23 protein-coding genes and 2 tRNA genes are annotated in these 25,002 nt (G+C 64.5%); 13 read left to right on the forward strand and 12 right to left on the reverse strand.

The features are described from left to right. Window positions 1–47: 47 nt before the first annotated feature. From ACFSNN_RS24410 to pncB, 5 genes are all read right to left on the reverse strand, one after another. Window positions 48–1,496, reverse strand: a complete 1,449-nt coding sequence (locus ACFSNN_RS24410; protein ID WP_134458201.1) for a DNA recombination protein RmuC — start codon at window positions 1,494–1,496, stop codon at window positions 48–50. Next, window positions 1,493–2,482 (reverse strand): 2-hydroxyacid dehydrogenase, encoded by a 990-nt coding sequence (locus tag ACFSNN_RS24415; protein WP_134458199.1) that lies wholly within the window; start codon window positions 2,480–2,482, stop codon window positions 1,493–1,495. The genes ACFSNN_RS24410 and ACFSNN_RS24415 overlap by 4 nt, the downstream gene beginning before the upstream one ends. 42 nt (window positions 2,483–2,524) lie before the next feature. Further along, window positions 2,525–3,955: a sodium:proton antiporter gene (locus tag ACFSNN_RS24420; protein ID WP_134458197.1), complete on the reverse strand. Its 1,431-nt coding sequence runs from the start codon at window positions 3,953–3,955 to the stop codon at window positions 2,525–2,527. 74 nt (window positions 3,956–4,029) lie between these two features. Next, window positions 4,030–4,692 (reverse strand): LutC/YkgG family protein, encoded by a 663-nt coding sequence (locus tag ACFSNN_RS24425; protein ID WP_134458195.1) that lies wholly within the window; start codon window positions 4,690–4,692, stop codon window positions 4,030–4,032. 141 nt (window positions 4,693–4,833) lie between these two features. After that, window positions 4,834–6,030, reverse strand: coding sequence for a nicotinate phosphoribosyltransferase (gene pncB, locus ACFSNN_RS24430; protein ID WP_134458193.1), 1,197 nt, complete (start codon window positions 6,028–6,030; stop codon window positions 4,834–4,836). 301 nt (window positions 6,031–6,331) lie between these two features. On the opposite strand from pncB, the gene fdxA reads away from it, so the two are divergent. The 8 genes from fdxA (at window position 6,332) to ACFSNN_RS24470 (ending at window position 11,148) form a co-directional block, all read left to right on the forward strand. Further along, window positions 6,332–6,655: a ferredoxin FdxA gene (gene fdxA / locus ACFSNN_RS24435; RefSeq protein ID WP_020069367.1), complete on the forward strand. Its 324-nt coding sequence runs from the start codon at window positions 6,332–6,334 to the stop codon at window positions 6,653–6,655. A 117-nt stretch (window positions 6,656–6,772) separates the two neighbouring features. Continuing rightward, window positions 6,773–6,848, forward strand: a tRNA-Asn gene (locus ACFSNN_RS24440). 77 nt (window positions 6,849–6,925) lie between these two features. After that, window positions 6,926–7,001, forward strand: a tRNA-Asn gene (locus tag ACFSNN_RS24445). Between the two features lie 223 nt (window positions 7,002–7,224). Beyond that, on the forward strand, window positions 7,225–7,701 hold the full coding sequence (locus ACFSNN_RS24450) for a CreA family protein (protein ID WP_134458191.1): 477 nt from the start codon (window positions 7,225–7,227) through the stop codon (window positions 7,699–7,701). Window positions 7,702–7,799: 98 nt separating this feature from the next. Beyond that, window positions 7,800–8,630, forward strand: a complete 831-nt coding sequence (locus tag ACFSNN_RS24455) for an AraC family transcriptional regulator (protein ID WP_134458189.1) — start codon at window positions 7,800–7,802, stop codon at window positions 8,628–8,630. A 375-nt stretch (window positions 8,631–9,005) separates the two neighbouring features. Further along, window positions 9,006–9,767: an AzlC family ABC transporter permease gene (locus tag ACFSNN_RS24460; protein WP_134458187.1), complete on the forward strand. Its 762-nt coding sequence runs from the start codon at window positions 9,006–9,008 to the stop codon at window positions 9,765–9,767. Then, the gene (locus ACFSNN_RS24465; protein WP_106283783.1) at window positions 9,764–10,087 is read left to right on the forward strand and encodes an AzlD domain-containing protein; all 324 of its coding nucleotides are present in this window, start codon (window positions 9,764–9,766) and stop codon (window positions 10,085–10,087) included. The genes ACFSNN_RS24460 and ACFSNN_RS24465 overlap by 4 nt, the downstream gene beginning before the upstream one ends. Window positions 10,088–10,371: 284 nt before the next feature. Continuing rightward, window positions 10,372–11,148 carry a DUF4088 family protein gene (locus tag ACFSNN_RS24470; protein ID WP_012433913.1) on the forward strand — a complete coding sequence of 259 codons (777 nt, stop codon included), beginning with the start codon at window positions 10,372–10,374 and terminating at the stop codon, window positions 11,146–11,148. 169 nt (window positions 11,149–11,317) lie between these two features. Here ACFSNN_RS24470 and ACFSNN_RS24475 read toward each other — a convergent pair whose 3' ends face one another. From ACFSNN_RS24475 to ACFSNN_RS24485, 3 genes are all read right to left on the reverse strand, one after another. Next, window positions 11,318–13,462 (reverse strand): ATP-dependent helicase, encoded by a 2,145-nt coding sequence (locus ACFSNN_RS24475; protein ID WP_134458185.1) that lies wholly within the window; start codon window positions 13,460–13,462, stop codon window positions 11,318–11,320. A gap of 237 nt (window positions 13,463–13,699) precedes the next feature. Beyond that, window positions 13,700–13,963 (reverse strand): hypothetical protein, encoded by a 264-nt coding sequence (locus ACFSNN_RS24480; protein ID WP_134458183.1) that lies wholly within the window; start codon window positions 13,961–13,963, stop codon window positions 13,700–13,702. Between the two features lie 102 nt (window positions 13,964–14,065). Further along, window positions 14,066–14,512, reverse strand: a complete 447-nt coding sequence (locus tag ACFSNN_RS24485; RefSeq protein WP_134458182.1) for a hypothetical protein — start codon at window positions 14,510–14,512, stop codon at window positions 14,066–14,068. Window positions 14,513–14,826: 314 nt separating this feature from the next. On the opposite strand from ACFSNN_RS24485, the gene ACFSNN_RS24490 reads away from it, so the two are divergent. The 5 genes from ACFSNN_RS24490 to fumC all read left to right on the forward strand — a co-directional run bounded on the left by ACFSNN_RS24490 (window position 14,827) and on the right by fumC (window position 21,377). Further along, on the forward strand, window positions 14,827–15,045 hold the full coding sequence (locus ACFSNN_RS24490) for an RNA-binding S4 domain-containing protein (protein ID WP_011489423.1): 219 nt from the start codon (window positions 14,827–14,829) through the stop codon (window positions 15,043–15,045). Window positions 15,046–15,325: 280 nt separating this feature from the next. Further along, a complete protein-coding gene (locus ACFSNN_RS24495; protein ID WP_134458180.1) occupies window positions 15,326–16,738 on the forward strand; it encodes an MATE family efflux transporter in 1,413 nt (470 codons plus the stop codon). Window positions 16,739–17,059: 321 nt separating this feature from the next. Next, entirely contained in the window at window positions 17,060–18,019 is a 960-nt protein-coding gene (panS, locus tag ACFSNN_RS24500) for a ketopantoate/pantoate/pantothenate transporter PanS (RefSeq protein ID WP_134458178.1), read from the forward strand. A 322-nt stretch (window positions 18,020–18,341) separates the two neighbouring features. Then, a complete protein-coding gene (locus ACFSNN_RS24505) occupies window positions 18,342–19,961 on the forward strand; it encodes a phospholipase D family protein (RefSeq protein ID WP_134459122.1) in 1,620 nt (539 codons plus the stop codon). Between the two features lie 15 nt (window positions 19,962–19,976). Further along, window positions 19,977–21,377 (forward strand): class II fumarate hydratase, encoded by a 1,401-nt coding sequence (gene fumC, locus ACFSNN_RS24510; protein WP_134458176.1) that lies wholly within the window; start codon window positions 19,977–19,979, stop codon window positions 21,375–21,377. 138 nt (window positions 21,378–21,515) lie between these two features. Here fumC and ACFSNN_RS24515 read toward each other — a convergent pair whose 3' ends face one another. The 4 genes from ACFSNN_RS24515 to ACFSNN_RS24530 all read right to left on the reverse strand — a co-directional run bounded on the left by ACFSNN_RS24515 (window position 21,516) and on the right by ACFSNN_RS24530 (window position 24,990). After that, window positions 21,516–22,022: an acyl-CoA thioesterase gene (locus tag ACFSNN_RS24515; RefSeq protein WP_012433922.1), complete on the reverse strand. Its 507-nt coding sequence runs from the start codon at window positions 22,020–22,022 to the stop codon at window positions 21,516–21,518. A 146-nt stretch (window positions 22,023–22,168) separates the two neighbouring features. Beyond that, window positions 22,169–23,473 (reverse strand): GlxA family transcriptional regulator, encoded by a 1,305-nt coding sequence (locus tag ACFSNN_RS24520; RefSeq protein ID WP_134458174.1) that lies wholly within the window; start codon window positions 23,471–23,473, stop codon window positions 22,169–22,171. Next, the gene (locus ACFSNN_RS24525; RefSeq protein WP_134458172.1) at window positions 23,473–24,729 is read right to left on the reverse strand and encodes an MFS transporter; all 1,257 of its coding nucleotides are present in this window, start codon (window positions 24,727–24,729) and stop codon (window positions 23,473–23,475) included. Before ACFSNN_RS24525 ends, ACFSNN_RS24520 begins: the two co-directional genes overlap by 1 nt. A 117-nt stretch (window positions 24,730–24,846) precedes the next feature. Next, window positions 24,847–24,990: a hypothetical protein gene (locus ACFSNN_RS24530; RefSeq protein ID WP_012433925.1), complete on the reverse strand. Its 144-nt coding sequence runs from the start codon at window positions 24,988–24,990 to the stop codon at window positions 24,847–24,849. Between the last annotated feature and the right edge of the window lie 12 nt (window positions 24,991–25,002).

A 25,002-nucleotide genomic window follows, 5' to 3' on the forward strand; every position in this document is an offset into this window, starting at 1 on the left:
CCAACTTGCCGCGCCGCTACGAATAGCAAACCGCTCGCACGATTGCGTCATTGTTCGTCGGGATCCACCCCCGACAGCGCATCGCCGAGCAACCCACTCGCCTCTTCACCCGGCAACGCTTCGACATCGCGCAATCTTCGGCTCATGACGCGTGTGCGCGTTTCCGCCGCTTCAATGGACCGCGTGACGGTTTCCAGTTGCGCCTTCGTCTTGGCCAGCACGTCGCCGAATTTGCCGAACTCCGTTTTCACCGCGCCGAGCACCTGCCACACTTCGCTCGATCGCTTCTCGATTGCGAGCGTGCGGAAACCCATCTGCAAACTATTGAGCAAGGCGGTGAGCGTTGTCGGCCCCGCAATCGTCACCCGATAGTCGCGTTGCAGCAGGTCCGTCAGGCCCGGCCGGCGCAACACTTCCGCATAGAGCCCTTCAGTCGGCAGAAACAGCAGCGCGAAGTCGGTGGTATGCGGCGGCGACACGTACTTCTCCGCGATCGTGCGCGCCTCGGCACGAATCCGCGCTTCGAGCGCGCGTGACGCTTCTTCCACCGCGACCGGATCGGCGCGTTCCTGCGCTTCGATCAGACGTTCGTAGTCTTCACGCGGAAATTTGGCGTCGATGGGCAGCCACACAGGTGTGGCCGCACCGCCCTGTTCCGCGCGCCCTGGCAGCTTGATCGCGAACTCGACGCGCTCCGCGCTTCTCGGCACCGTCGCGATGTTTTTCGCGTACTGATCGGCGGTGAGCAATTGCTCGAGCAATGCTTCGAGCTGCACTTCACCCCACGTGCCGCGCGTCTTCACATTAGTGAGAACCTTTTTCAGATCGCCGACGCCGGCCGCCAGCGTCTGCATCTCGCCCAGCCCACGGTGCACCTGTTCGAGCCGGTCCGACACCAGCTTGAACGACTCACCCAACCGCTGTTCAAGCGTAGCGTGCAATTTTTCGTCGACGGTACGTCGCATTTCGTCGAGCTTGAGCGAGTTGTTCGCCTCGATATCCTTCAGCCGCTGTTCGATGGTCGCGCGCACTTCCGTGAAGCGGCGGTCGTTCGCCTCGGTGATCTGCCCCAGTTGCAGGCTCAACGTATCGCCAAACTGTTTGAGCGAGCGGCCTTGTTCGTCACGCGCCTGCTGAGCCTGCGCCTGCAGACTGTGGCGCACGGCGTCGAGCTGTTGCGCGAAGCCGTCGATCTTGCCGGCCTGCACCGTCGTCATGCTGCTGAACTGCGCGGCCAGCGTCTGCTGAAAATGCGCGAAGCCGCTGCTCTGCTCGGTGCGCGACACGCGCGCCGTCTCGGTGATGTCATTGCGCAATTGCCGCTCAAGCCGCTCATAGGCGTGCGCTTGCGCGTCGGTCGCCACGTCGATGCGTTCGTTGAGCAACTCGAATTGCTCGTTGTCCTCCGCCCGGCTATGCACGCGCATCAGCAAAGCCAGTGCGATAACCAAAGCGACCGCCAGCACGGTGACGGCCGCCACCAGATACATTGTCATGAACGCGCCTTGCCGATGACCTCGGGGTTGACCGGATTCGGCGGCCGCCCCGCGCGCGGACCTTCACCCAGGCCCGCGATCAGATTGTCGGCGGCGAGATTCGCCATGGCGCGGCGCGTGGCTTCGGTCGCGCTGGCAATGTGCGGCGTCAGCACGACATTCGGCACGCTGAGCAGATCCTGATTCAGATTCGGCTCGCCTTCGAACACATCGAGACCGGCGGCGGCAATCTGCCTCGAGCGCAACGCCTCGACCAGCGCCGCGTCGTCGACGATACCGCCGCGCGCGATATTCGTAAGCGTCGCGGTTGGTTTCATCAGCGCGAGTTCGGCCGCACCGATCGTGTGATGGTTCTCCTTCGTGTACGGCAGTACGAGCACGACATGATCCGCACGCCGTAACAGGTCCTGCTTCGACACGTACTCCGCGTTCAACTCTGCCTCGATCTCGGGCGCCACGCGCGAACGATTGTGATAAATCACCTGCATGTTGAAGCCCTTCGCACGACGGGCGAGTGCCTGGCCAATGCGGCCCATACCGATCACGCCGAGCGTCGAGCCGTACAGATCGCTGCCGAGAAACGCGTCATACGCCCATTTCTGCCATTGGCCCGCGCGCAGCCAGTGCTCCGATTCGGTGATGCGGCGCGCCGCCGCCATCATCAGCGCCCAGCCGAAGTCCGCGGTCGATTCGTTCAGCACGTCTGGCGTATTGGTGCCGAGTACGTTGGCCGCGTTGAAGGCGGCCATCTCGAAGTTGTTGTAGCCCACCGCCATATTCGACACCACGCGCAGACGCGGCGCCGCCGCGAGTTCGGCGGCACCGACCGGATCGCCCGCGGTCAGCGCGCCGTCTTTATCCGCGAGACGGCGTTGCAGTTCGTCGGCGGGCAACACGTCGCCCTGATTCCAGTCGACGTCGAAATACTGTTTGAGCCGTTCGATCACATCGGGAAAGATCGGACGGGCGACGAGGATCTTCTGCATTGCAATTCTCCGTAAAGCGCGTCGAGTTCGATTGCCTCGGCGTCAAAAAAAGAGCCAGCCGGTGACAAGAAAAAGCGGCAACAACACCACGGCTGACCAGCCTAGATACGCGAAAAAACCCGGCATGTGAACGCCGCGCGATTCCGCGATTGCCTTCACCATGAAGTTCGGCGCATTGCCGATATACGTGTTCGCGCCCATGAACACCGCGCCGGCCGAGATCGCCGCGAGCGTGTTGGCGCCGGTGGTCATGAGCGCCTGCGCGTCGCCGCCGGCCAGGTTGAAGAACACGAGGTAAGTCGGCGCGTTGTCGAGAAACGAAGATAGCAGCCCGGTCGCCCAGAAGTACATCAGGTCGTGCGGCTGGCCCGAGGCGTCGTTGACCAGATGGACGATGCCCGCGAACGCGCCCGCCTCGCCCGCGCGCAGAATCGTGATGACCGGCGCGATCGTCACGAAGATGCCGGCGAACAGTTTGGCCACTTCTTCGATTGGTGCCCAGTTGAAGTCGTTACCCGCGCGAGCCGCGCGCGGCGTAAGCGCCAACGAGAGCAAGGTGACGCCGATCAGTGCGGCATCGCGCACGGCGTTTTGCAACGCCACGTGCGTGCCGAACACGTCGAATTCCACGCCCGGTTTCCACAGCCCGCTCATCAGCACGAGCGCGATCACCGAGGCAAGCAGCACAAAATTAATTTTGCCGTCGATGCCGAGCGGCGGCGTGTCGGGCGTCGGATCGAGAAAACGCGAACGCTCCTCTTCGCGCCGATGAAAGTAATGCAAGTCCAGCGCATAGAACCCGACCAGCAGCACGCCGCAGACAAACAGCATCGGCAGCGCGAGATGCAGGGTGGTCCAGAAGAAACTCACGCCCTGCAGAAAGCCGAGAAAGAGCGGCGGATCGCCCAGCGGCGAAAGCGAACCACCCGCGTTGGCCACGAGGAAAATAAAAAACACGACCACGTGAACGACGTGCTTGCGATTGTCGTTGGCGCGCAGCAACGGACGGATCAGCAACATGGCAGCACCGGTCGTGCCCATGATGCTCGCGAGCAAAGTGCCGAGCGCGAGGATCGCGGTGTTCAGGCGCGGCGTGCCATGCAGATTGCCGCGCACGCAGATGCCGCCTGCCACGGTGTACAGCGCCGTCAGCAACACGATGAACGGTATGTATTCTTCGAGCAGCGCATGCACGAGCGTGCCGAATGCGACGCTGCTACCGTAGTTGAGCGCGAACGGCACGAGAAACATCAGCGCCCACGCCGCCGCGATCTTGCCGAAATGGTGATGCCAGAACGCCGGCGCGATCAACGGAAATACCGCGATCGACAGCAGCACGCCCGCGAACGGCAGTCCCCATAGCGCCGACAAGTTCGCGCCGTCGAGCGTGGCGGCAGATGCCAGTTGAGGCCAGCCGGCCAGCGCCAATGCAGCCGCGAGCGCCATGCCCGTCCAGACGGCACGTCCTTTCATAGGTTTGAAGTCCTTGTTATTGATTGCGACCGCACGCTGGAGCACGCGTTTTGCGGCACGGCCATGCTTGCCGCTCAGGCGCCCTGCACGACGATCACATGCACCCGGTAAGGCCCATGCGCGCCGAGCACGATGGTCTGTTCGATATCGCCGGTACGCGAAGGCCCGGAGACGAAGTTGATCGCGCGCGGCAGTTCGCCGCGTTCCTTGCGGATCAGTGCGAACGCCTCTTCGTGACCCGAGACGATGCGAGATGCCGGCACGATCGCAATGTGCGTTTCCGGCAGCAGGCCGGCCGACGCATAAGTTTCCGGGCCTGACAGCAGCACCAGTGTGCCGGTCTCGGCGGTCGCACAGAAGCAGCCGGTGAGACCGACTACGTCGCCGTCTTGCGGCTTGCGAAATTCGACGGTGAGGCCGGCTTCCGTCCAATGCAGATCTTGCAGCGTTTGCCAGGCGATGGCTTGTAACGGCAACGCATGCTGCGTGAGGTAGCGGTGCGCCGCGGCCGGAACGTCGTTCAGTGCTTCAACCGATTCCACCGTGGTGGCCATTTTTTGCGCTTCTTCAATGAAGCGCGCAACGAGGTCGGTCGGCATCTCCGGACGCGGGCCGGCAGGATGGCGCGCGCGATAGTCCGCGGCGGCCTCGCGCTCGGAAGCTGACGGCTCCGGCTCACGCCCTTGCGCCGCGCGGATGCGCGCCAGGATGTTGCGGCGTGCAAGCGATGTATCCATGTGCGAAATCCTCGTGTCGACAGCCGTGCGATATGGCGAGAATTATACCGGCCACCCTGCGCGCGAACACCCTGGCCGAACGGCCTATTGCCGCGCATCGCACGCGCGGCATAAGCTACTGACAGCTAGCGATCAACCGCGTTACTTGGCCGCCTCTTCCGCGGGCTGCGCAATGCCGAACACCTGCCGCAGATAAGCGAGATAAGCCTTGTCTTCGCACATGTTCTTGCCTGGCGAGTCCGACAGCTTCGCCACCGGCTGACCGTTGCAGCGGACCATCTTGATGACGATCTGCAGCGGGTTATAGCCAAGGTCGTTGGTCAGATTCGTGCCCACGCCGAACGCCAGCTTGCAGCGGCCGCGGAAGCGCTCGTAGAGTTGCAGCACTTTGGGAATGTCGAGCGCGTCGGAGAACACGAGGATCTTGGTGCGCGGGTCGCAGCGATTCACTTCGTAGTGCTTCAGCAGGCGCTCGCCCCAGTCGAACGGATCGCCGGAATCGTGGCGCGCGCCGTCGAACAGTTTGCAGAAGTACATATCGAAGTCGCGCAGGAACGCCTCCATGCCGTACACATCGGAAAGCGCGATGCCAAGGTCGCCGCGGTATTCCTTGGCCCACATTTCGAAGCCGAAGATCTGCGAATCGCGCAGCCGCGGACCGAGCGCCTGACACGCCTGCAGGTATTCGTGCGCCATCGTGCCGAGCGGCGTGAGGCTGTGCTTCATCGCGTAGAACACGTTGCTGGTGCCGGCGAACTGCTCGCCAAGGCCTTCCTTGAGCTTGAGGATCACCTCCTCGTGCCATTGCTTCGAGAAGCGGCGGCGTGTGCCGTAGTCGGCAATCTTGCAGTCGGCGAATTCCGGACGCGCGCCGAGCAACTGGATCTTGTCGACGAGGCGCCCGCGCCCTTCGCTGTAGTCCGGCTTTTGCTGCGTATTGCGAAAGTAGACTTCGTTGACGATCGCGAGCATCGGAATCTCGAACAGGATCGTATGCAGCCACGGTCCCTTGATCTCGATGTCGATTTCGCCATTGCCCTTCGGCGACGGTTGGATCGAAATGTATTTTTCGTTCAGATGGAACAGCGCGAGAAACTCGATGAAGTCGCCCTTGATGAAGCGCATGCGCCGCAGGTAGTCGAGTTCGCCGTCGGTAAAGCGCAGCTGGCAGAGCTTGCGTACTTCGTCGCGAATCTCGCCGATGTACGGTACGAGATCGACATTCGGCGTTCGGCAGCGGAAGCGGTACTCCACGTTCGCCGCGGGAAAGTGATGCAACACCACTTGCATCATCGTGAACTTGTACAGATCGGTGTCGAGCAGCGAAGTAATAATCATGATGGTGCGAACTGGACTGCGGAGAAACGGAAGGCCTGACACGAAGGCCCGACTCACCCATGCGCGACGGCACGCCCCGTGCGCACCGGCCTGTCGCATGTTACCCGAATGCGCCGGTATTCAGCGCGCCGGCAGACTCCCGCGCCGGGCGCTCGGAGGAGCCGCCGGGCGGAGGCCATAAACTAATCACGAAAACGTATAAACGGTCTTGCGCGATGCTGCATGCGCCTCTTGACGTTACGATACAATAGCGCTTTTGGCGTTTCCGCCTCCCCAGATACCGCATGCAGGAGCTGCCTGAATGACTCACGTTGTGACCGAAAGCTGCATCAAGTGCCGCTATACCGACTGTGTCGATGTGTGCCCGGTGGACTGCTTTCGCGAAGGTCCCAACTTCCTCGCGATCGACCCCGATGAATGCATCGACTGCGCCGTGTGCGTGGCCGAATGCCCGGTGAACGCCATTTATGCCGAAGAAGACGTGCCGGGCGACCAGCAGAACTTCATCGAGCTGAATGCCGATCTCGCGAAGAACTGGCCGAGCATCACCAAGACCAAGGCGCCGCTGCCGGAAGCCGACGAGTTCAAGGACGTGAAGGAAAAGCTCGCGCTGCTCGCACGTTGAGCCTCGCTGCCTGTCGCGTCCGCAACCGAATTCGAATGAAATCGAGATGAACGCAGGGTATTGACAGGCGCTTAACCTCCTCCTACAATTTCGTTTCTCTGCTGTTTGTTGTTCTGTTCCTCGATAGCTCAGTCGGTAGAGCGCCGGACTGTTAATCCGTAGGTCCCTGGTTCGAGCCCAGGTCGAGGAGCCAAGAATTGCAAAAGCCCGTTAACCAAGACGGGCTTTTTTATGTAGATCAAGCTGTAGTTAATCAAGTTGTACTGCTGTTCCTCGATAGCTCAGTCGGTAGAGCGCCGGACTGTTAATCCGTAGGTCCCTGGTTCGAGCCCAGGTCGAGGAGCCAAAAAATTTGAAAGGCCCGCATCCGTGCGGGCCTTTTTCTTTTTGCGCGCCGCACGCTGCCAAACCATGTCGCCCTGCCCTGGTCGACGCCGTGCTCGCGCCGATACGACCGGCGCGTCGGCTGGATCATTGGCCATCTGACCTGCCCGCCGTTATACGATGACGATTTCCTGGCGCACATCCCGCGCCCAATCCACGCGCTCAATTTCCGGCAAGCTCATCCCATGAAACCCACTTTGTTGCGCATCTCGCTTGCGGCGACGGCCGCCCTCCTGCTGCCCTCGGCACACGGCGAAGAAGTCGGCAGCGTCAATACCAATTTCCGCGTCACGGGTTCCGACCGCGTGGTCGTCGAGGCCTATGACGATCCGGTGGTTCAAGGCGTGACTTGCTATGTGTCGCGGGCGCGTACCGGTGGCGTCAAAGGTACGCTCGGCATCGCTGAAGACCCAACTGAAGCGTCGATTGCCTGTCGGCAGGTCGGTGAAATCCACTTCACGGGTCCGGTGAAGAAGCAGGCCGACGTGTTCTCGGTGAGCATGTCGTTCATCTTCAAGTCGCTGCATGTGGTGCGGGTGGTCGACGCAAAGCGTAACTCGCTGGTGTATCTCACCTACAGCGACCGCGTGGTCAGCGGCAGCGCGAAGAACAGCGTGAGCGCCGTACCGATGCCGGCCGGTACAACGATCCCGGTCAAGTAGACCCTGCCCTACGGCAAAACGCAGTCGGCCGGCACATCAGCGCATGACGCGCCATGGTCGCGACGCGCTACACTGACCGGTCCAGCCGGACTTTTATCATGACCGCAGCACACCGTTTCCAGGATTCCGCCCGCTACTGGCGCACGCCGCTTTTGCCCGGCGCGGACCTGCTCACGGCCGAATATCACGATCACGAGTTCACGCCGCATTGGCACGACGCGTACACGATTCCGGTGATCGTGGCGGGCGCCGAGGGGTATCGGTATCTCGGTTCCGACTATGTCGCCGAAGCCGGCAGCGTACCCATCATCAATCCCGGCGAGTTGCACACCGGTTCGAAGGCGGTCGAGGCGGGCTGGCGGTATCGCGTGATGTATGCGCCGGTGGATTTCATCCACGCCCTCGCCAACGAGGTCAGCGGCAAGCCTCAGGCGTTGCCGTGGTTTGCGCCGGGTGTGATCCGCGATCCGGATCTGGCCGTGCGGCTGGCGCACGCGCACCGTCTGCTGGAGGCGGGCGGCGACGCGCTTGCCGCCGAAGCCGCCATGTTCGACGCCTTGTCCACGCTGCTGGTGCGCTATGCGCAGACCCAACCGGCGCGTTCGCGCCTCGCCGCCGACGACGCTCGCGTGACGCTCATGCAGGATCGCCTGACGGGCGACCTCGTCGAACCGGTCACGCTCGCTGAAGTGGCCCAGGTCGCGGGACTCTCGCCGTTCCACGCGGCGCGTCTTTTCACCCAGACGACCGGTCTGCCGCCCCACGCATGGCGCAATCAGGTGCGCTTGCAGCGCGCGCTCGCGCCGCTGCGCGCGGGCGTTTCCGTCACGGAGGTCGCCGCCGCCAGCGGCTTCACGGACCAGAGCCACTTCACGCGACACTTTCGTCGCATGTTCGGCGTACCGCCCGGGCGCTGGCAGGGCGTTTGACGCGACGCGGGTGTGTGCGTTGCGGGCGCACTGTGGGACCTGCGACCTCAAGCACTCCAGCCGCGCGACACGACGCAAATGCGAACTTTGCCTACGGCCTATCCCGCTCGACCGCCTCGGCCATCCCATGTGCTCGCAAATACGCGAGCGGCTGCCTCCGGCGCGGCGCGGCCCCGATCAACCCAGCCGCCGGACACGACGCCAACATCCACATTACCGGCGACCTGCGCATGCCATGTCATTTGCTCATTCCGGCCGCATGTCATGACACGGCCTGGCGCGCGCCGCCTCCGCATCGAACCATTGCCCATCCGCAAGAACGTACAAGCCCCGCCCGGCCACCGCCGCTATGCTTCCCGAACCAAGGAGGCTAGATTGACCCATTCCACCGCAGACGGGCCCACGGGCCCAAGCCATTTCAAAGAACTCACCGCAGGCGCGCGCGACATCATCCCGATGATGGTCGGCGCGGCGCCTTTCGGCGTCATATTCGGCACTCTCGTCGCGTCCGGCCCGTTGCATCTATGGCACGGCCAGTTGATGTCGCTCGTCGTGTTCGCGGGCTCCGCGCAGTTCATCGCGCTCGGCCTGATTGCCGGACACGCGAGTTTTGCCGTCGTCTGGGCGACCACGCTCGTCGTCAATCTGCGCCACGTGCTGTACAGCGCCACGCTCGCCCCGCACGTCGCGCATCTGCCGGCACGCTGGCGCTGGGTGCTCGGCGCGCTGCTCACCGACGAAGTCTTCGCCGTCGCGTGGGAACACTACCGGCATCGGGAGCCCGGCACGATCGGGCCGCATTACTTCTTCGGCGCCGGCTTGGCCATGTACCTGAACTGGCAGCTCTGGACCGCGGCCGGCCTGCTGTTTGGCGCGGCTTTCCCGGGCCTGCAATCGCTCGGCCTCGATTTCGCCATGGTCGCCACATTCATCGCGATCGTCGTGCCGCAACTCGTCGCGCTGCGCTACATCGCGGCGGCCGTCACCTCGGGCATGCTGGCCTTCTTCTGGCAGGCGTGGCCGTACAAGCTCGGTTTGCTCGGCGCGGTGTTCGCGGGCGTGGCGATCGGCGTGCTGCTGACGACGTCGCGGCCCAATTTGCGCGGCAACGGCAAAACCGCGGAGGCATCGCAATGAACTACGTCGTTCTGATTCTCGGCATGGCGGCGATCACGTGGGTGATCCGCGCCGCCGTCTTCGTGCTCGGCGACCGGCTGGTGTTTCCGCCGCTGGTGCGCACCGCGCTCGGCTTCGTGCCAGTCACCGTGCTGACCGCGATCATCGTGCCGATGGCGGTTGCACCGCACGGCGGCGACGCCGAGTTGACCTGGCGCAATCCCCAGCTGGTCGGCGCATTGGCCGCGGTGCTCGTCAGCGCGTTGACACGGCGGCCGCTGCTGACCATCGCCGTCGGGCTGACGGTGTTTTTTGTCTGGCAATGCGTCGTGCTGAAATAGACGCGCACTGCTTTCAAGGCCGCGACAGCGTCGCCCGGCTCGCACCATGTCTGCGCAAGCCGGGCGATGCTTCCCTCTAAAGCGGGCGCCCCTGCCCCGCACTCCCTTAAGTTTCCCCCCGATCCGCCGTTATGCAGTCGAGGTCCGCTCGTCGGGATACGTCCCGCTGGTGATGCGGCATCAGGCAGGAATCAAGCGCGCCGGCGTCGAACGCCGCGTCTGCCAAGGCCCGCGCGGCCGGGCGGTGTGGCGAGGCCGCGCGGCAGGACCAAACGGGATAACACATGGGTCAAATCACCCTCACGCTCAAAGACGAGACCATCGCGACGCTGCGCAAGGATTTCGACGCTTTTCTGCGGGTATCGCTGAAGCTCGATCCGCAGTTCGCGACGCCGTCGTTTGAGGATTTTTTGCGCGCCAAGCTGCTCGACAATATGGTGCCGCTGACCGAACACGCGGTTCAGCGGATGTTGCAGGGCGGCCAATACGCGTGGGCCAAACGCACTTTGGACAAGGAGTTTCCGGATGTCGTCGCGATTCTGATGCGGCAGGCGGGCGAGTTCGGCTTCGGCTTCGCCGCCCGCTCGGAATGGACGCCGGAGGAACTCGCCAAGCAGTGCCGCGACTGGGCGGCGGCGATCGTCAAGGAAGCGGAAGGCGACGCCGCGTTGATCGACCCGCTTGCCGCGCAGATCAAGAGCGCGGCGCAGGATATTCAGGCGCTCGAGGAAGTCATGCAGACGCCCGCGTGGCGGCTGGTGGAATCGCTGCGTCAGCGCGTCTACGAGGCCAAGGTGGCGTGCGAAACGAGCGTGGGCAGCACGGCTCGCGAGAAGCTGGGCGAACTGCGCGGGCTGCTGCGGCTGGGTATTTCACACGGCTCGTTCCAGAAGCAGGAAGCGCAGCAGATCATGGAGTTCCTGCGCCTGCTCAAGCCGGAAATTTTCGTGGAAGAGCCATACGACGTGTTTTCGCGGATGGCGGCCTGGCTGCGCAATTTCTTCGTGCCGCCGCGTCCGGCGCCGCAGCAACAGCAGCAGCGGCAGTCGCAGCCGCGCTGAGGCGGAAGAGCTTCGGAATCCGTCACTGAGTCCGGTGGCCGACAGCGGCAACCGTTCCCGCTCGAGAGACATTGCGCAGAACAACGGACTGGGCCGGCGATCTAGCCACGTCGTTTCGGTGGGCGTGAATCGCGTCTCGGCTGTCACGCACAGGAGCGCGCCGCCACTCTCAATCCCACATCTTCCTGAGTTTCGCGCCGATCTCGATCTTCGCCTGCGCCGCCGCGGCCAGACCGGCCGCCGTCGGCGCGCTCGGCACCGGGACGCGCGGCCATGCATAGGCATCGAACAACGGCATCAGATGCGCGGGAATGAAGCGCGTGCGCGATGCCCACACGTGACGATCGCCCATATGCGTCTGGTTGTGCACGTAAAAGCGCTGCGGCACGACGATATGCAGGTCCTCCTTGGCGCGCGTCATCGCCACATAGAGCAGACGGCGCTCCTCGTCGATCTCCTCTTCGCTGCCGGTGCCGAGATCGGACGGAATGCAGCCGTCCACGCCGTTCAGCACGAACACGTTGCGCCACTCCTGGCCCTTCGCCGAATGGATGGTGGACAGGATCAGGTAGTCCTCGTCGATCAGCGCCACGCCGGATTCGTCGCTGGTGGCGTCGGGCGGGTCGAGCGTCAACTCGGTCAGAAACCGTTCACGCGATGCATACGTGCCCGCGATACTCTCCATCTGCAACACGTCCGCGTGACGGATGGTCGAGTCTTCGTGATTGCGTTCGAGATGCGGCTCATACCAGCGGCGCACCATTTCGAACTCGGCGGGCCATGGCGTCTCGCGCCCGTAGACGCTCGACATCAGCTTGACGAACGGATGCCAGTCTTCCTGCGCCCGAGCCGGCGCGGTGAAGGCGGCCAGCGCGCCGCCGGCGGTGTCGGCGGGGTTGCCGCTGCCCGCGCGCGCGACGACCTCGTCGAGCACCCTGGCCGCGGTGGCCGGCCCCGCGCCCGGCAGCAACTGCACGACACGAAAGCCGGCCACGCGATCACGCGGATTTTCCGCCCAGCGCAACACGGCAAGCACGTCTTTCACGTGCACCGAGTCGAGAAACTTCAGGCCGCCGAACTTCACGAACGGAATGTTGCGCCGGGTCAGTTCGATCTCCAGCGCCGCGCTGTGGTGCGCGGCGCGGAACAACACCGCCTGCGACTTCAGCGTCATGCCCTGCTCGCGCGCTTCCAGCACCTGCTCGACGATGTAGCGAGCCTGATCCGCCTCGTCGGCGACCGTCACGAGGCGCGGGCGCTGCGCCGACGCCTTGTCGGTCCACAGATTCTTCGTGTAGCGCTCGCTGGCCAGCTCGATCACCGCGTTCGACGCCGCCAGGATCGGCGCGCTCGAGCGGTAATTGCGCTCGAGCGTGACCTGTTTGGCCGGCGGATCGAAATGCGCGGGGAAATCGAGAATATTGCGCACGGTCGCGCCGCGAAACGAATAGATGGACTGGGCGTCGTCGCCGACCACGGTGAGGCCACGGCCGTCCGGCTTCAATGCGAGCAGGATCGACGCCTGCAGACGGTTGGTGTCCTGGTACTCGTCGACCAGCACGTGATCGAACCGTCCGGACAGATCGGCGGCGATGCCCGGCTCGGCGGCCATGTGCGACCAGTAAAGCAGCAGATCGTCGTAGTCGAGCACGCTCTGCTTCTGCTTCGCTTCGACGTAAGACGCGAACAGCATGCGCAGATCGGCCTCCCATTCACGGCACCACGGGAATGCTTTGTCCAGCACCTGGCCGAGCGACGCGCCGGTGTTCACGACGCGCGAGTAAATGGCAAAGCACGTGCCTTTGGCCGGGAAACGCCGCTCTTTCGCCGACAGGCCGAGCTCGTGCCGCACGAGGTTCATGAGATCGGCGGAATCCTCGCGGTCGTTGATTGTGAAGGCCGGCGCAAGACCGATCAGATCCGCGTATTCGCGCAACAGCCGCGCGCCGACGCTATGAAACGTGCCGGACCACGTCAGCCCCTGCGCGAGCGCGGCTCGCGAACCGAGCGCCGCGCCGGCGATGCGCGTGACGCGACGGGTCATTTCGAGCGCCGCGCGGCGCGAAAAGGTCAGCAGCAGGATGCGGCGCGGATCGGCGCCCTTCACCACCAGATTGGCGACCCGGTGCGCGAGCGTATTGGTCTTGCCGGAGCCGGCGCCTGCAATCACCAGCAACGCGCCGGGCGGCGCGGTGGGCGTGTCGGCGCCGTAGTCGACGGCTTCGCGCTGGGCGTCGTTGAGCTTCGCCAGCCAGGCGGCGGGGTCGGGCGCGGAGGGCGTCGGGGACGGTGCGGATTCGGCGACGGAGAGCACGATCGATTTGGGCGTTGGATGGATTCAGAGTGGCGACGCATACTGTATATCCATACAACCGGCGCCGACAAGCGCCCCTTTTTTAGCAGGATGCGCTGTCCACGTTTTCCCGCCTGTCGTGCGAGCGAACAGGAGCACAAAAAAATGGCCCGTCGCACGAATGCACACGAGCCATTTTTCGCAGGCACAACGTCGGGACGCTCACGCGCCCCGCGTCAGCCGCTGCCGCGAAGCCTGCTATTGCTTCTTCGCGTCCTTGACATTTGCGTCGGCGCTGGCCTTGTCGGCGTCGGCCTGGGCATCGGTCTTTTTCTTGTCGGCCTTGGCCTGCGCGACCGCAGCCTTCTTGTCCGCCTTCGACTGTTCCTTGGCTGCCTTCTTGTCGGCATGCGTAACCGGCGCCATAGCCGGGTCGCTAGCCTGCGCGAATGCAGCCGACGACAGGCAACCCGCGATCAACGCGGCAACAAGCGTGGTCTTCGTGGAATGGGCGATGCTCATGCGATACCTCCCTTGAATCGAAATGCCCGGACCCGAAAGTCCGGTAAAGCGAGGGCCGCGGCGGCTAACCGAACCGCCACCCCGCCTGCTCAAAACCCGGCCTTAATGCTTGACGTCGGTGCCGTCCGACTGGTCGCCCGTCTGGCCTTGCATGTTCATCTTCATTTCGTTGTTGGCGGTCTGCTTATCCGCCTTCTGATTGATCTTGGCGTCGCGCACCTGCTCCTTGTACTGGACCTTGGCGGCCTTCTGCTGATCCTTCAACTCCGCCTTGGATGCCTTCTTCGACGCGCGATATTCGGCGTTAGCCTTCGCGTTAGCGTCGCGCTTCTGCACCAGCGGGTCGGTCGAGCCCGATGCCGTCAGACGCGTCGGCGCCGGCGTCACCGGCTGCACGCCCTGCGCCGCGGGCGCCGCGTCATTGCCTTGCATCTGAACCTGCGGCTGGCCTTCCGTACCCGCTGCCGGTTGCGCGGTCTGTGCGAACGCGGCGGTCGAAGCAAGGGCCGTCAGGGCGGTACCGATCAGAAGCGTACGAATCTGGGTCATGGCTAATCCTCTCCAAGTTGTTGTGACGCGGGCGACCTGTCTGGCGCTGCGCATTCGAGCCCGCATGAGCGCGCTCTGCGTGCCTCGCCGGTCTGCTCGCTGCCAGATAAAAATCCAGCAGGCTTTCCCTACTGACCTGCACTTTACGAGTGAAGATTGGGTTTTACGACCATCGTTACGGAACGTTTCACTTTCTGACAAACGCATAACATCTGCTTGCAGATACTCACACGACGGCGGCGCACACCGCGAACTTCATCCAGGGCAAGCTTCTGGCTTATGATGCGAACCCTTTGCCTGGAGGCGCAAACGCCATGCCCAACCTCGATTTCACGCTCACCGGCGACTACGTCGAACTGCACAATCTCCTGAAGATAACGGGGCTGGCGGACAGCGGCGGCTCGGCAAAAATGATGGTCGCGGACGGCGCAGTCACCGTCGACGGCCGGGTCGAGACGCGTAAAACCTGCAAGATCCGCGCGGGTCAGGTCGTGCTGTTAGGCGATACGCGGATTGCGGTCCACGAGGCCTGACTCAACTGGCTGATTCACGGGACTAACGCACGGACTGAAGCACGATCCGCAGTCCGAAAACTCGGAGGAACGGGCGCACCAAAATTGTGCCGATTCCATCGACATCGCCGCGCCTAAGCAATAAGCTGTCAGTTTCAACAAACCAACAATCGGCTGACACACCCGGCCGGCGGCTGCCTCGAGCGTTCGCCGAGGCTCATCGAGCCGCCGCCCTCGCCTCCGCTCGCGCGCACGTCGCGCCCGCCGTCGCGCTGTCGCCACTTCCGCCGCCAGGCGCTCCATGACTCAATCCGGCATCACCCGTGTGGCCTCCCGGCCGCCAACCCTGACCCGCCACGCGGCGGACACCGCGCGCCTCGCCGCGCCGCTCGCCATCGCGCAGCTCTCGCAAATGGCGATGGGCGTCACCGACACGATCCTGCTCGGCTCGCTCGGCCCCGACGCGCTCGCCGCCGGCGGCCTGGGCGCGAATCTGTTTTTCGTGGTGGTCACGCTGCTGCAAGGCGTGCTGACCTCCGTCAGCGTGAGCGTGTCGCACGCGCGCGGCGCGCAGGACGAAGGCCGCGTGCCGCACATCTACTGGACGGGTCTCGTGCTGTCCGTGCTGCTGTCGGTGCCCGCGTTCTTCCTGCTCTCGTTCGCCACGCCGATCCTGCTCGCGTTCGGCGAACCCGCGCTGCTCGCGCACAACGTCGGCGAATATTCGGCGGTGCTGCGCTGGGGCTCGCTCGGCAGCCTGATCGGGGTCGGCCTGATGCGATCGTTTCTGCCGGCGATCGGCGCAGCCAAACGGCTTTTGTGGGTGTCGCTAGTGAGCGTCGGCGTGAACGGTTTTCTCAATTACGGCCTGATCCACGGCGTCTACGGTCTGCCGCGGCTCGGTTTTCTCGGCTCGGCGGCCGCGACTTCGATCACCGTCTGGCTCAGCGCGCTCGTGTTGATGGCGCTGCTGCATTTGCGCCCGCGTTATCGCCATTTCGTCGTCGCCACGCGGCCGAACGTGCCGCTGATGGGCGAACTGTTCGGCATCGGCTGGCCGGTCGCAATCACCTACGGCGTCGAGTCCACGCTCTTTCTCGCCACCGGCCTGATGGTCGGCCTGCTCGGCGAGTCGCAACTGGCCGCGCATCAGATCGCGCTGAACGTCGCCTCGGTGGCTTTCATGGTGCCGCTGGCGATCGGCCAGGCGGCCAATGTGCGCGTCGGCTTCTGGTCCGGCGCCGGCCAGCCGCTCGCCGCGCGCCACGCGGGTTTCGTCGCGCTCGCGCTCGGCGTCGCTTTCATGACGCTGTCGGGCCTCGTGCTGATCGCCGCGCCGCACTGGATCGTCGGCCTCTATCTGCATCTCGACGATCCGGCCAACGCGGCCACGGTCAAGCTCGCGAGCTCGCTGCTCGGCGTGGCGGCAATCTTCCAGATCGTCGACGGCATGCAGACGGTCGGCTCCGGCTGTCTGCGCGGCCTGAAAGACACGCGCGTACCGATGATCGCCGCCGCCTTCGGCTACTGGGCGATCGGTTTTCCGACCGGCTACACGCTAGCGTTTCACTTTGGCCTCGGCGCGCGCGGCTTGTGGTGGGGACTCGCCGCGGGCCTCGCCAGCGTCGCGCTGCTGATGACGCTGCGCTTTCACAAACTGAGCCTGCGGCGCGTGCCGGCCGCGCCTGGCGTGTCCCCGGTCAAACCGGTTTGACGCAGCGCGCCCACACTCGCCACGCCGCCGCCCCAACCCCGGTAGAACGCTACGCGTCTGGTTGCACGTGCAACCATCGACCCACGAGCAATTCACCACGAACGGTAAAATACCGTGCTCCGGCGTAGACTCGCGCACCCGCCCCCTACGCCGAAACCCATTCGCGCGCCTCAAAAAGGCCAGCGCGGCCCGAAGGCCCATCACCCGCCGACAAGGCTTGCCGCGTTCGCGCGGCAGACTCCCGCAAGCGCGCGCCGCCGGTGGCGCGCCGCTCGACCGACCCCGCTTCTCGCCATAAAACATAATCAAGGACCACCCGCCATGCTTGCCCGCGTCACCCGTCTTTTCCCGCTCTGGGCCGTGCTCGTTTCGATTGCCGCTTACTTCTCGCCCGCCTCGTTCGCAGGCGTCGCGCCGCACGTCACCACGCTGCTGACGATCATCATGCTGGCGATGGGCGTCACCCTTTCCGTGGCCGATTTCCAGCGCGTCTTCACGCGTCCCGCGCCGGTGATCGCAGGCATCGTGCTGCACTATCTCGTCATGCCGCTCGCCGCCTGGGTGATCGCCAAGGCGCTGCGCATGCCGCCCGATCTCACCGCCGGCATGGTGCTGGTGGGCAGCGTGGCAAGCGGCACGGCGTCGAACGTGATGATCTATCTGGCGCGCGGCGACGTCGCGTTGTCGGTGACGATCAGCGCGCTGTCGACGCTCGTCGGCGTGTTTGCGACACCACTGCTCACGCGTCTTTACGTGGACGCGTCGATCGCCGTCGACGTGCACGGCATGCTGATGAGCATTCTGCAAATCGTCGCGTTGCCGATCGTGGTCGGCCTGATCGTCAATCATCTGTTCGGCAAGGTCGTGCGCAAGCTCGAACCGATCCTGCCGCTGATCTCGATGGTCGCGATCGTGCTGATCATCGGCGCGGTGGTGGGCGGCACGCAGAAGAGCATCGCGTCGGTCGGCCTCGTGGTGATGCTGGGTGTGGTGCTGCATAACGGCATCGGCCTGCTCGGCGGCTACTGGGGCGGCCGTCTGCTCGGTTTCGACGAAGCCGTGTGCCGCACGCTCGCGATCGAAGTCGGCATGCAGAACTCGGGCCTTGCCGCAACGCTCGGCAAACTCTATTTCACGCCGATCGCGGCCTTGCCCGGCGCGTTGTTTTCGGTGTGGCACAACCTGTCGGGCTCGCTGCTCGCCGGCCACTGGGCAGGACGTCCCGCGAAAGGTTCGACGCATGTGGATAGCGGACAGGTGTTGAACGCCGAACGCGGTTAGCAAGCAGGCCGCGCGCGTCGGGCCGTTTCGGGATCTCGATGTGCACGTCCTGCACGATCGTGCATTCGACAACCGCTCCTGCCGTTGCGTCCACGACGTAACGGCAGCGCCCCCTGCGCGCGTGGTCCAACGCGAATGTCCCGTCGCCGGGACCATCTGCAAGAACAAAAGCCCATCAGCCTGATTCCCCTTAGAATGCATTTCTCGACAGCGTGAGCCACTCACTCGCTGCCGCCATGAGAAGCCTGCAAACTAGGGGAAACGCGTGCCGTCGCATCGAGATCAAAGCCGGGCCGCACTGCAACGCAGGTGCGCGTCCGGCATACCCGGAAGGAAGTCCGCTTGGGGAACAACGAGACATTTCCTCCTGCTGTGTTGCGCAACAGCATTTCTGACTGCCTGCGCGACAAGACCGCCCGCCACCGCATTCGACCGTCAAGTCACCCACGCACTTCCCGCCACGGAAAAAACACCGCTGCATGCGGCGCTCGCGCCGCTCGAAGCAGCGCATCCGGATCAGTCCGGTTTCCGTGTGCTCGCAAGCGGCACCGACGCCTTGCAGATGCGCATCGCGCTGGCGCGCGCCGCGACCAAAACCCTCGACATGCAGTACTACATCGCCAACGAGGACACCACCGGCAAGCTGCTGCTTGGCGCCGCGCTCTATGCGGCCGACCACGGCGTGCGGGTGCGCATGCTGGTCGATGACCTGAACTTCAAGGACATCGACCGGGTGATGGCGGGTTTGAACTCGCACGACAACATCGAGATTCGCGTCTTCAATCCGTTCGGCAGCGCGCAGCAAGGCGTATTCGAACGCACCACCAACCTGTTCACGCAGATCGGCCATTTCACGCGGCGCATGCATAACAAGGCGATGATCGCGGACAACCAGATCGCAATCGTGGGCGGCCGCAATCTTGGCGACGAATACTTCAGCGCGAGCGAAACGCTGCAATTCCGCGATCTCGACGTGCTGGCCGCCGGCCCGATCACCGCCGACGTCTCCGCGAGTTTCGACGACTACTGGAACAGCAGCATCGCTTATCCGTTGCGCGTGCTGAACAAGCAGAAGTTCGACGCGAAGGAATTGGACCAGACGCGCGACGACTTGCGTCAACACTGGCGCACCAACGCCGATCCGTACAACGCCAAGCCGCTGAATGCGACGCCGCTCGCCACGCAGATCGCCAACGATCAGCTCGGTTTGACCTGGGCGCCGGCCGAGTTCAAAGCGGACTTGCCGGAGAAGATCGTGCATCCGTCGCCGGATTATGTGAGTCCGCCGATGCAGCGGCTTCACGAGTTGATGCAGGACGCGCAGAAAGACTTCCTGATCATTTCACCCTACTTCGTGCCGCATGATGCGGGCGTCAGGGCGGCTGGCGAGCTGACGCATCGCGGCGTGCGCATTGCCGTACTGACCAATTCGCTCGCCGCCACCGACGCGGTCGCCGTGCAGGCGGGCTACAGTCCGTTTCGCGTGCCGCTGCTGAAACAGGGCGTCGAGTTATACGAATTCAAGCCGCAGCAGGACACGCCCAACGCGGGCGTGGCCGGCTCGCAGTCGCGCGCCAGTCTGCATGCGAAAACCTATGTGATCGACCGCAAGATTCTGGTGATCGGCTCGATGAATCTCGACCCGCGCTCGGCCAATCTGAACACCGAACTCGCGCTCGTGATCCACAGTCCGGCGCTCGCCGAACAGGTCGCGGGAATTTTCGAACGCGCCACGGCGCCCGAGGAAAGTTATCGCGTCACGCTCGCCGACGACGCGCAACTCGCCTACCTGCGCTCGATCGGCGCGCCGCTCTCGCCGCTCGTGTGGACCGACGTCGAAGACGGCAAGCGCCGCACCTACATATTCGATCCGCAGGCCGGCTTGTACCGGAACGCGCTAACAGGTCTATTCTCCTTATTGCCCGTTAACGCAGAACTTTGATCAGCGGAGTGGAACATGACTGAAGACGTACGAATGGAGCGGGACACGTTTGGCGAGATCGCCGTGCCGAACGCCCGGCTATGGGGCGCGCAGACTCAGCGCTCACTGCAGAACTTCCGTATTTCGACCGAGAAGCAATCGCCCGAACTGATCACTTCTCTGGCGGTGATCAAGCGCTCCGCCGCCGAAGTCAACCTCGGCCTCGGCGTGCTCGACGAAAGCAAGGCGAAGGCAATCATGCAGGCCGCCGACGAGATCATCGACGGCAAGCATCCGGATGAGTTTCCGCTCGCCGTCTGGCAGACCGGCTCCGGCACGCAGACCAACATGAACCTCAACGAGGTGATCGCGAATCGCGCGAGCGAGTTGCTCGGCGGCGTGCGTGGCGAAGAACGCAAAGTGCATCCGAACGACGATGTGAATCGCGGCCAATCGTCGAACGACGTGTTTCCGACCGCCATGCACGTGGCCGCGGCGTACGCGATCGTCAAGCATCTGCTGCCGGCGCTGAAGACGCTGCGCGATACGCTCGACGGCAAGGCGAAGGCGTTCGCCGGCATCGTCAAGATCGGCCGCACGCACTTGCAGGACGCCACGCCGCTCACGCTCGGCCAGGAGTTTTCCGGCTACGTCGCGCAACTCGATCACGGCATTCGTCACGTGGAAACGGCGCTGCCGCATCTGTACGAACTGGCGCAAGGCGGCACCGCGGTCGGCACCGGTTTGAACGCGCATCCGCAGTTCGCGGACAAGGTGGCGGCCGCTATCGGCAAGCTGACCGGCTTGCCGTTCGTGTCGGCGCCGAACAAATTCGAAGTGATGGCCGCGGCCGACGCGCTCGTATTCGCGCACGGCGCGCTGAAGACGGTGGCGGCGAGTCTGAACAAGATCGCTAACGACGTTCGCTGGCTCGCAAGCGGCCCGCGTTGCGGCCTGGGTGAATTGTCGATTCCGGAGAACGAACCGGGCAGCTCGATCATGCCGGGCAAAGTCAATCCGACTCAATCCGAAGCATTGACGATGCTGTGCGCGCAAGTGTTCGGCAATGATGTCGCGGTGAATATCGGCGGCGCGAGCGGCAATTTCGAGCTGAACGTGTTTCGGCCGATGATCGCGCACAACGTGCTGCAATCGGTCCGCCTGCTCGCCGACGGCGCGCGCAGTTTCAACGACAATTGCGCGGTCGGCATCGAACCGAATCACGAACGCATCGATACCTTGCTCAACGAATCGCTGATGCTGGTGACGGCGCTCAATCCGCACATCGGCTACGACAAGGCCGCGAAGATCGCCAAGAAGGCGCACAAGGAAGGCACCACGCTGAAGGCGTCGGCGCTGGCGCTCGGTTTCGTCACCGAGCAGCAGTTCGACGAGTGGGTGCAGCCGAAGGATATGGTCGGCAATTCGGCGGGTTAGGCAACTGCGCGCTCACGCTCGGGCGGCCCGGCCGGCCAGGCTGACCTGCAGGCCGCAAGCCCGGCGTGCTTCAAGACAACAGCAGTCCGCGCGGATTTCAACTTCGCGCGGACCGCGAGCGGCACCTTCAGGCGCCGCTTAAACCTTCCCTTGCGCCACTTCTTCCGGCTTCAGTTCGACAATCGCGTCGAGCGCTTCCTTCACGTCGATCGCGTACCTGGCGAGGCGCTTCTGTTCGTCCGTCTCCGGCACGAAGGCCGGCACCGGCACCGGCTGGCCGTTTTCGTTGACGGCGACCATCACGATCAGGCAATCCGTGGTTTGCAGCAGTTCGCCGCCCTTCGGATCGCCCGCCTGCACCGAAACATGAATGTGCATGCTGGTGCGGCCCGTGGCCACGACCCGGGCGCGCAGCTCGACCAGGTTGCCGACCAGAATCGGCCGGCGAAAGCGGATATTGCCCACGCTGACCGTCACGCAATAGCGACCGGACCACACCGCCGAGCACGCGTACGCGGTTTCGTCGATCCACTTCATCAACGCGCCGCCGTGCACCTTGCCGCCGAAATTGACCGAGCTCGGCTCGGCCAGAAAGCGGAAAGTGGTTTCGGAACGATCCAGCGGCGCTACGGAAGGGTTGCTCATCTTGACTCCGGTCAATCGGATGCATTGAAAGGAGGCGATTATACGAGCGCAATATTGACCCGTCGTGGCTGGCATGCGCCACGCGGGCGAAGTCCTGTGGGAGCGCGGGTTTGGCTTGCTGGGAGCTTTCGTTGTGGATGCCGCGATCAGCTCGCCTCGGCAACCTCTGAGGCGGCCGCGGAAACAGGCCCGTTCCGCGGCGCGGCCGCCGACATGAAGCGCTCGCGATAATCAAGCGGCAGCACGCCGAAACGTCGCAGAAAAGCCCGCCGCAGGTTCTGTTCGCTGCCGAATCCGCAGTCGAGCGCGATCCGCTTGAGCGGCCGGCGCGATTCGGCGAGCGCGCGCGAAGCCGCTTCCAGGCGCAGCGCCGAGACGGTTTTAGCCGGCGTGCGGCCGACCTCGTCGACGTAGCGCCGCGCGAAGGTGCGCGGGCTCATCCGGGTTCGTTCGGCGAGCCGCTCGACCGACAGGTCGTCGCGCAAATGCGCCGTCATCCAGCTGTGCAGCGCCTCGAACGGCCCGTTCGCCGAGGCCTGCGCCGCCAGCGCCGCGCTGTACTGCGACTGCCCGCCCGGCCGCTTCATGAAAACCACCAGCCGCCGCGCCGCCTGCATCGCGATCGCGTGACCGACGTCCTCCTCGATCAGCGCCAGCGCCAGATCGATGCCGGCCGTCACGCCCGCCGACGTCCAGACGACGCCATCGCCTTCGTGACGTCCGGCGTCGCGGATAAAGATCGGATCGGCATCCACCTGGACGTTGGGAAAGCGGTGCGCGAGGCGCGGCGCGTCGCGCCAATGCGTGGTCGCTCGGCGGCCGTCGAGCAGGCCCGCCGCCGCCAGATAGAACGCGCCGGTGCACACCGAGCACACGCGGCGGGCACGCGGCGCATGGCGCCGGATCCACGCGACGAGTTCCGGTTGCAGTGTGCAATGTTCGTCGACGGGGACGCCGGGAACGATCAGCGTGTCGATCGGCCGGTCGTCGAGTGAGTCGAGGCGTTCAGTGACGATCGGCAAGCCGGGGAAAGTCTGCAGTATGCCGCCGTCGATCGAGGCGACGGTGGTGTGGTATGCCACTGGCTGGGGCAGGCTGCGACCCGGGCTGGGTGAAGTGGCCGAACTAGCCAAACTGGCTGCACTAGTTGCACTGTACGAATTAGCCGTGTCGTTCGAACTAGCCGAACTGGCCGCACCGGTCGCACTGTACGAATTAGCCGTGTCGTTCGAACTAGCCGAACTCAGGGGCTTACCCGCACCAGCCGAATTCGCCGCACTGCCTGATATGCCCGATCGGCCCGCGTCGCGGGCGACTCGATCGTCGCTGGCTCCCGCTCCCGCCGTCCCCGCGACCGTCAACTCCGCGCGCCAGAACGCCTCCAGCGGCCCGCAGGCGTCTAGCAGCACCAGATCCGGTGCGACCGCGAAAACGATATGACGCGCCGCCATCAGGACACCTCCGCCATTAACCGCCGCTTGCGCGACCACGCGTACCCGAGCGTGGCCAGCGCCGCCGCCGCAAGCAGCGGAAATATCGCGGCATTGATCGTCGCCCAGCCGAAACGGGCCAGCAATTGACCGGCGAACAGCGACCCCAGCGCGGAAAACGCGAACGTCGTGAACTCGCTGGTGGCCTGCGTCTTGGCCCGCTCCGACGGCCGGTACGATTGCGCGAGCAGCGTCGAGCCGCCGACGAACATGAAATTCCAGCCCACGCCAAGACAGGCCAGCGCCGCGTAGAAATGCGGCAGATCGGTCGAACGCAACGCGAGTACGCCGCACAGCGCCGACAGCGCAATGCCCGCGCCGATCACCCGCAGCACGCCGAAGTATTTGATCAGCCGCGCTGAGAACAGCGACGGCGCGAACATGCCGACCAGGTGCCACTGGATGATCTGCGCGCCGTCGCCAATCGTGTGGCCGCAGGCGACGGCGGCGATCGGCGTCGCGGTCATCACGAACATCATCACGGCATAGCCGAGCGCGTTGTTGGCGAGCGCCGCCGCGAAGATCGGCTGCCGCACGATCTCGCCGAGCAGCCGCGCCGTCTCGTGGGTCGCCGCCGTGCTCGCGATGGGCGCCGCGTCGCGATACAGCAGCGCCAGCAACGCAATCGATAAGAGCCCGAAACCCGTTACCAGCGCATACGAACCGGCGAATGCGACCGGTGCCAGCCAGTCCTTGCTCCACGCGGCAAGCAGCGGGCCGCAGACGGCGGCCACCACGCCGCCCGCCAGCACGGTCGAAATCGCGCGGCTTTTATCGTCGATGCCGACCGCGTCGGCGGCGGCCAGGCGGTAATACTGCGCAAACGCCTGGAACACGCCGACCGTCGACGTGCCGGCGCAGAAGGCCCAGAAACTGTGGTGAAAAATCGCCCACACCGAAATCGCGCCGCCTAGCGCGCCGACGCCCGCGCCGAGCACGAACCCCGCGCGGCGGCCGATGCGCGCCATCAGGAACGACGCGAAGACCGTCGTCAGCGCGGCCGCGACGGTGATCAGCGAGAACGGCAGCGTGGCGAGCGCTTTGTCGTCGGCAAGCGTGTAGCCGACCAGACCGGTCAGCGTCAGATCGATCGATACCGACGAGGTGTACAGCGCCTGGCACACGGCAAGCACGCGCGCGGCACGCCGGTCGTGCGGATCGGTGTCGCGCAGGCCGGTTGAACGGGCTGGAACGGTGGAAGCGGCGGACGGTGGCATCGATAGGCCGTTAGGCGGCGGAAGTGGGGTGACCCGATCGTTACATGAGCGCCGATGGCAGAGTTGCCAATGATGCATCAATTTCTGCCAACGGTGATCAGTCGCCCGGCCCCTCGCCTATTTGCGGACCGAGATGCCTTCGTCGATGGTGCCGTACATCGTGATGCTGCCGGTGCCCGCGCCCGATCCCGACGCCGCGCCGCCCTGCGCGCATGCGCCGAGCAGCAAGGCCGCGGCAAGGACGGCAAGAAGAGTTTTCATGGCTGCGTGTTT

The organism is Paraburkholderia dipogonis (assembly GCF_042680985.1).
GTDB classification, from domain to species: domain Bacteria; phylum Pseudomonadota; class Gammaproteobacteria; order Burkholderiales; family Burkholderiaceae; genus Paraburkholderia; species Paraburkholderia phytofirmans.

What these genes read in the sequence shown, in the direction of transcription:
- ACFSNN_RS24410 (WP_134458201.1), bottom strand. Translation starts at nt 1,496, where the DNA reads ATGACAATGTATCTGGTGGCGGCCGTCACCGTGCTGGCGGTCGCTTTG.
- ACFSNN_RS24415 (WP_134458199.1), bottom strand. Translation starts at nt 2,482, where the DNA reads ATGCAGAAGATCCTCGTCGCCCGTCCGATCTTTCCCGATGTGATCGAA.
- ACFSNN_RS24420 (WP_134458197.1), bottom strand. Translation starts at nt 3,955, where the DNA reads ATGAAAGGACGTGCCGTCTGGACGGGCATGGCGCTCGCGGCTGCATTG.
- ACFSNN_RS24425 (WP_134458195.1), bottom strand. Translation starts at nt 4,692, where the DNA reads ATGGATACATCGCTTGCACGCCGCAACATCCTGGCGCGCATCCGCGCG.
- pncB (WP_134458193.1), bottom strand. Translation starts at nt 6,030, where the DNA reads ATGATTATTACTTCGCTGCTCGACACCGATCTGTACAAGTTCACGATG.
- fdxA (WP_020069367.1), top strand. Translation starts at nt 6,332, where the DNA reads ATGACTCACGTTGTGACCGAAAGCTGCATCAAGTGCCGCTATACCGAC.
- ACFSNN_RS24450 (WP_134458191.1), top strand. Translation starts at nt 7,225, where the DNA reads ATGAAACCCACTTTGTTGCGCATCTCGCTTGCGGCGACGGCCGCCCTC.
- ACFSNN_RS24455 (WP_134458189.1), top strand. Translation starts at nt 7,800, where the DNA reads ATGACCGCAGCACACCGTTTCCAGGATTCCGCCCGCTACTGGCGCACG.
- ACFSNN_RS24465 (WP_106283783.1), top strand. Translation starts at nt 9,764, where the DNA reads ATGAACTACGTCGTTCTGATTCTCGGCATGGCGGCGATCACGTGGGTG.
- ACFSNN_RS24470 (WP_012433913.1), top strand. Translation starts at nt 10,372, where the DNA reads ATGGGTCAAATCACCCTCACGCTCAAAGACGAGACCATCGCGACGCTG.
- ACFSNN_RS24480 (WP_134458183.1), bottom strand. Translation starts at nt 13,963, where the DNA reads ATGAGCATCGCCCATTCCACGAAGACCACGCTTGTTGCCGCGTTGATC.
- ACFSNN_RS24485 (WP_134458182.1), bottom strand. Translation starts at nt 14,512, where the DNA reads ATGACCCAGATTCGTACGCTTCTGATCGGTACCGCCCTGACGGCCCTT.
- ACFSNN_RS24490 (WP_011489423.1), top strand. Translation starts at nt 14,827, where the DNA reads ATGCCCAACCTCGATTTCACGCTCACCGGCGACTACGTCGAACTGCAC.
- ACFSNN_RS24495 (WP_134458180.1), top strand. Translation starts at nt 15,326, where the DNA reads ATGACTCAATCCGGCATCACCCGTGTGGCCTCCCGGCCGCCAACCCTG.
- panS (WP_134458178.1), top strand. Translation starts at nt 17,060, where the DNA reads ATGCTTGCCCGCGTCACCCGTCTTTTCCCGCTCTGGGCCGTGCTCGTT.
- fumC (WP_134458176.1), top strand. Translation starts at nt 19,977, where the DNA reads ATGACTGAAGACGTACGAATGGAGCGGGACACGTTTGGCGAGATCGCC.
- ACFSNN_RS24515 (WP_012433922.1), bottom strand. Translation starts at nt 22,022, where the DNA reads ATGAGCAACCCTTCCGTAGCGCCGCTGGATCGTTCCGAAACCACTTTC.
- ACFSNN_RS24520 (WP_134458174.1), bottom strand. Translation starts at nt 23,473, where the DNA reads ATGGCGGCGCGTCATATCGTTTTCGCGGTCGCACCGGATCTGGTGCTG.
- ACFSNN_RS24525 (WP_134458172.1), bottom strand. Translation starts at nt 24,729, where the DNA reads ATGCCACCGTCCGCCGCTTCCACCGTTCCAGCCCGTTCAACCGGCCTG.
- ACFSNN_RS24530 (WP_012433925.1), bottom strand. Translation starts at nt 24,990, where the DNA reads ATGAAAACTCTTCTTGCCGTCCTTGCCGCGGCCTTGCTGCTCGGCGCA.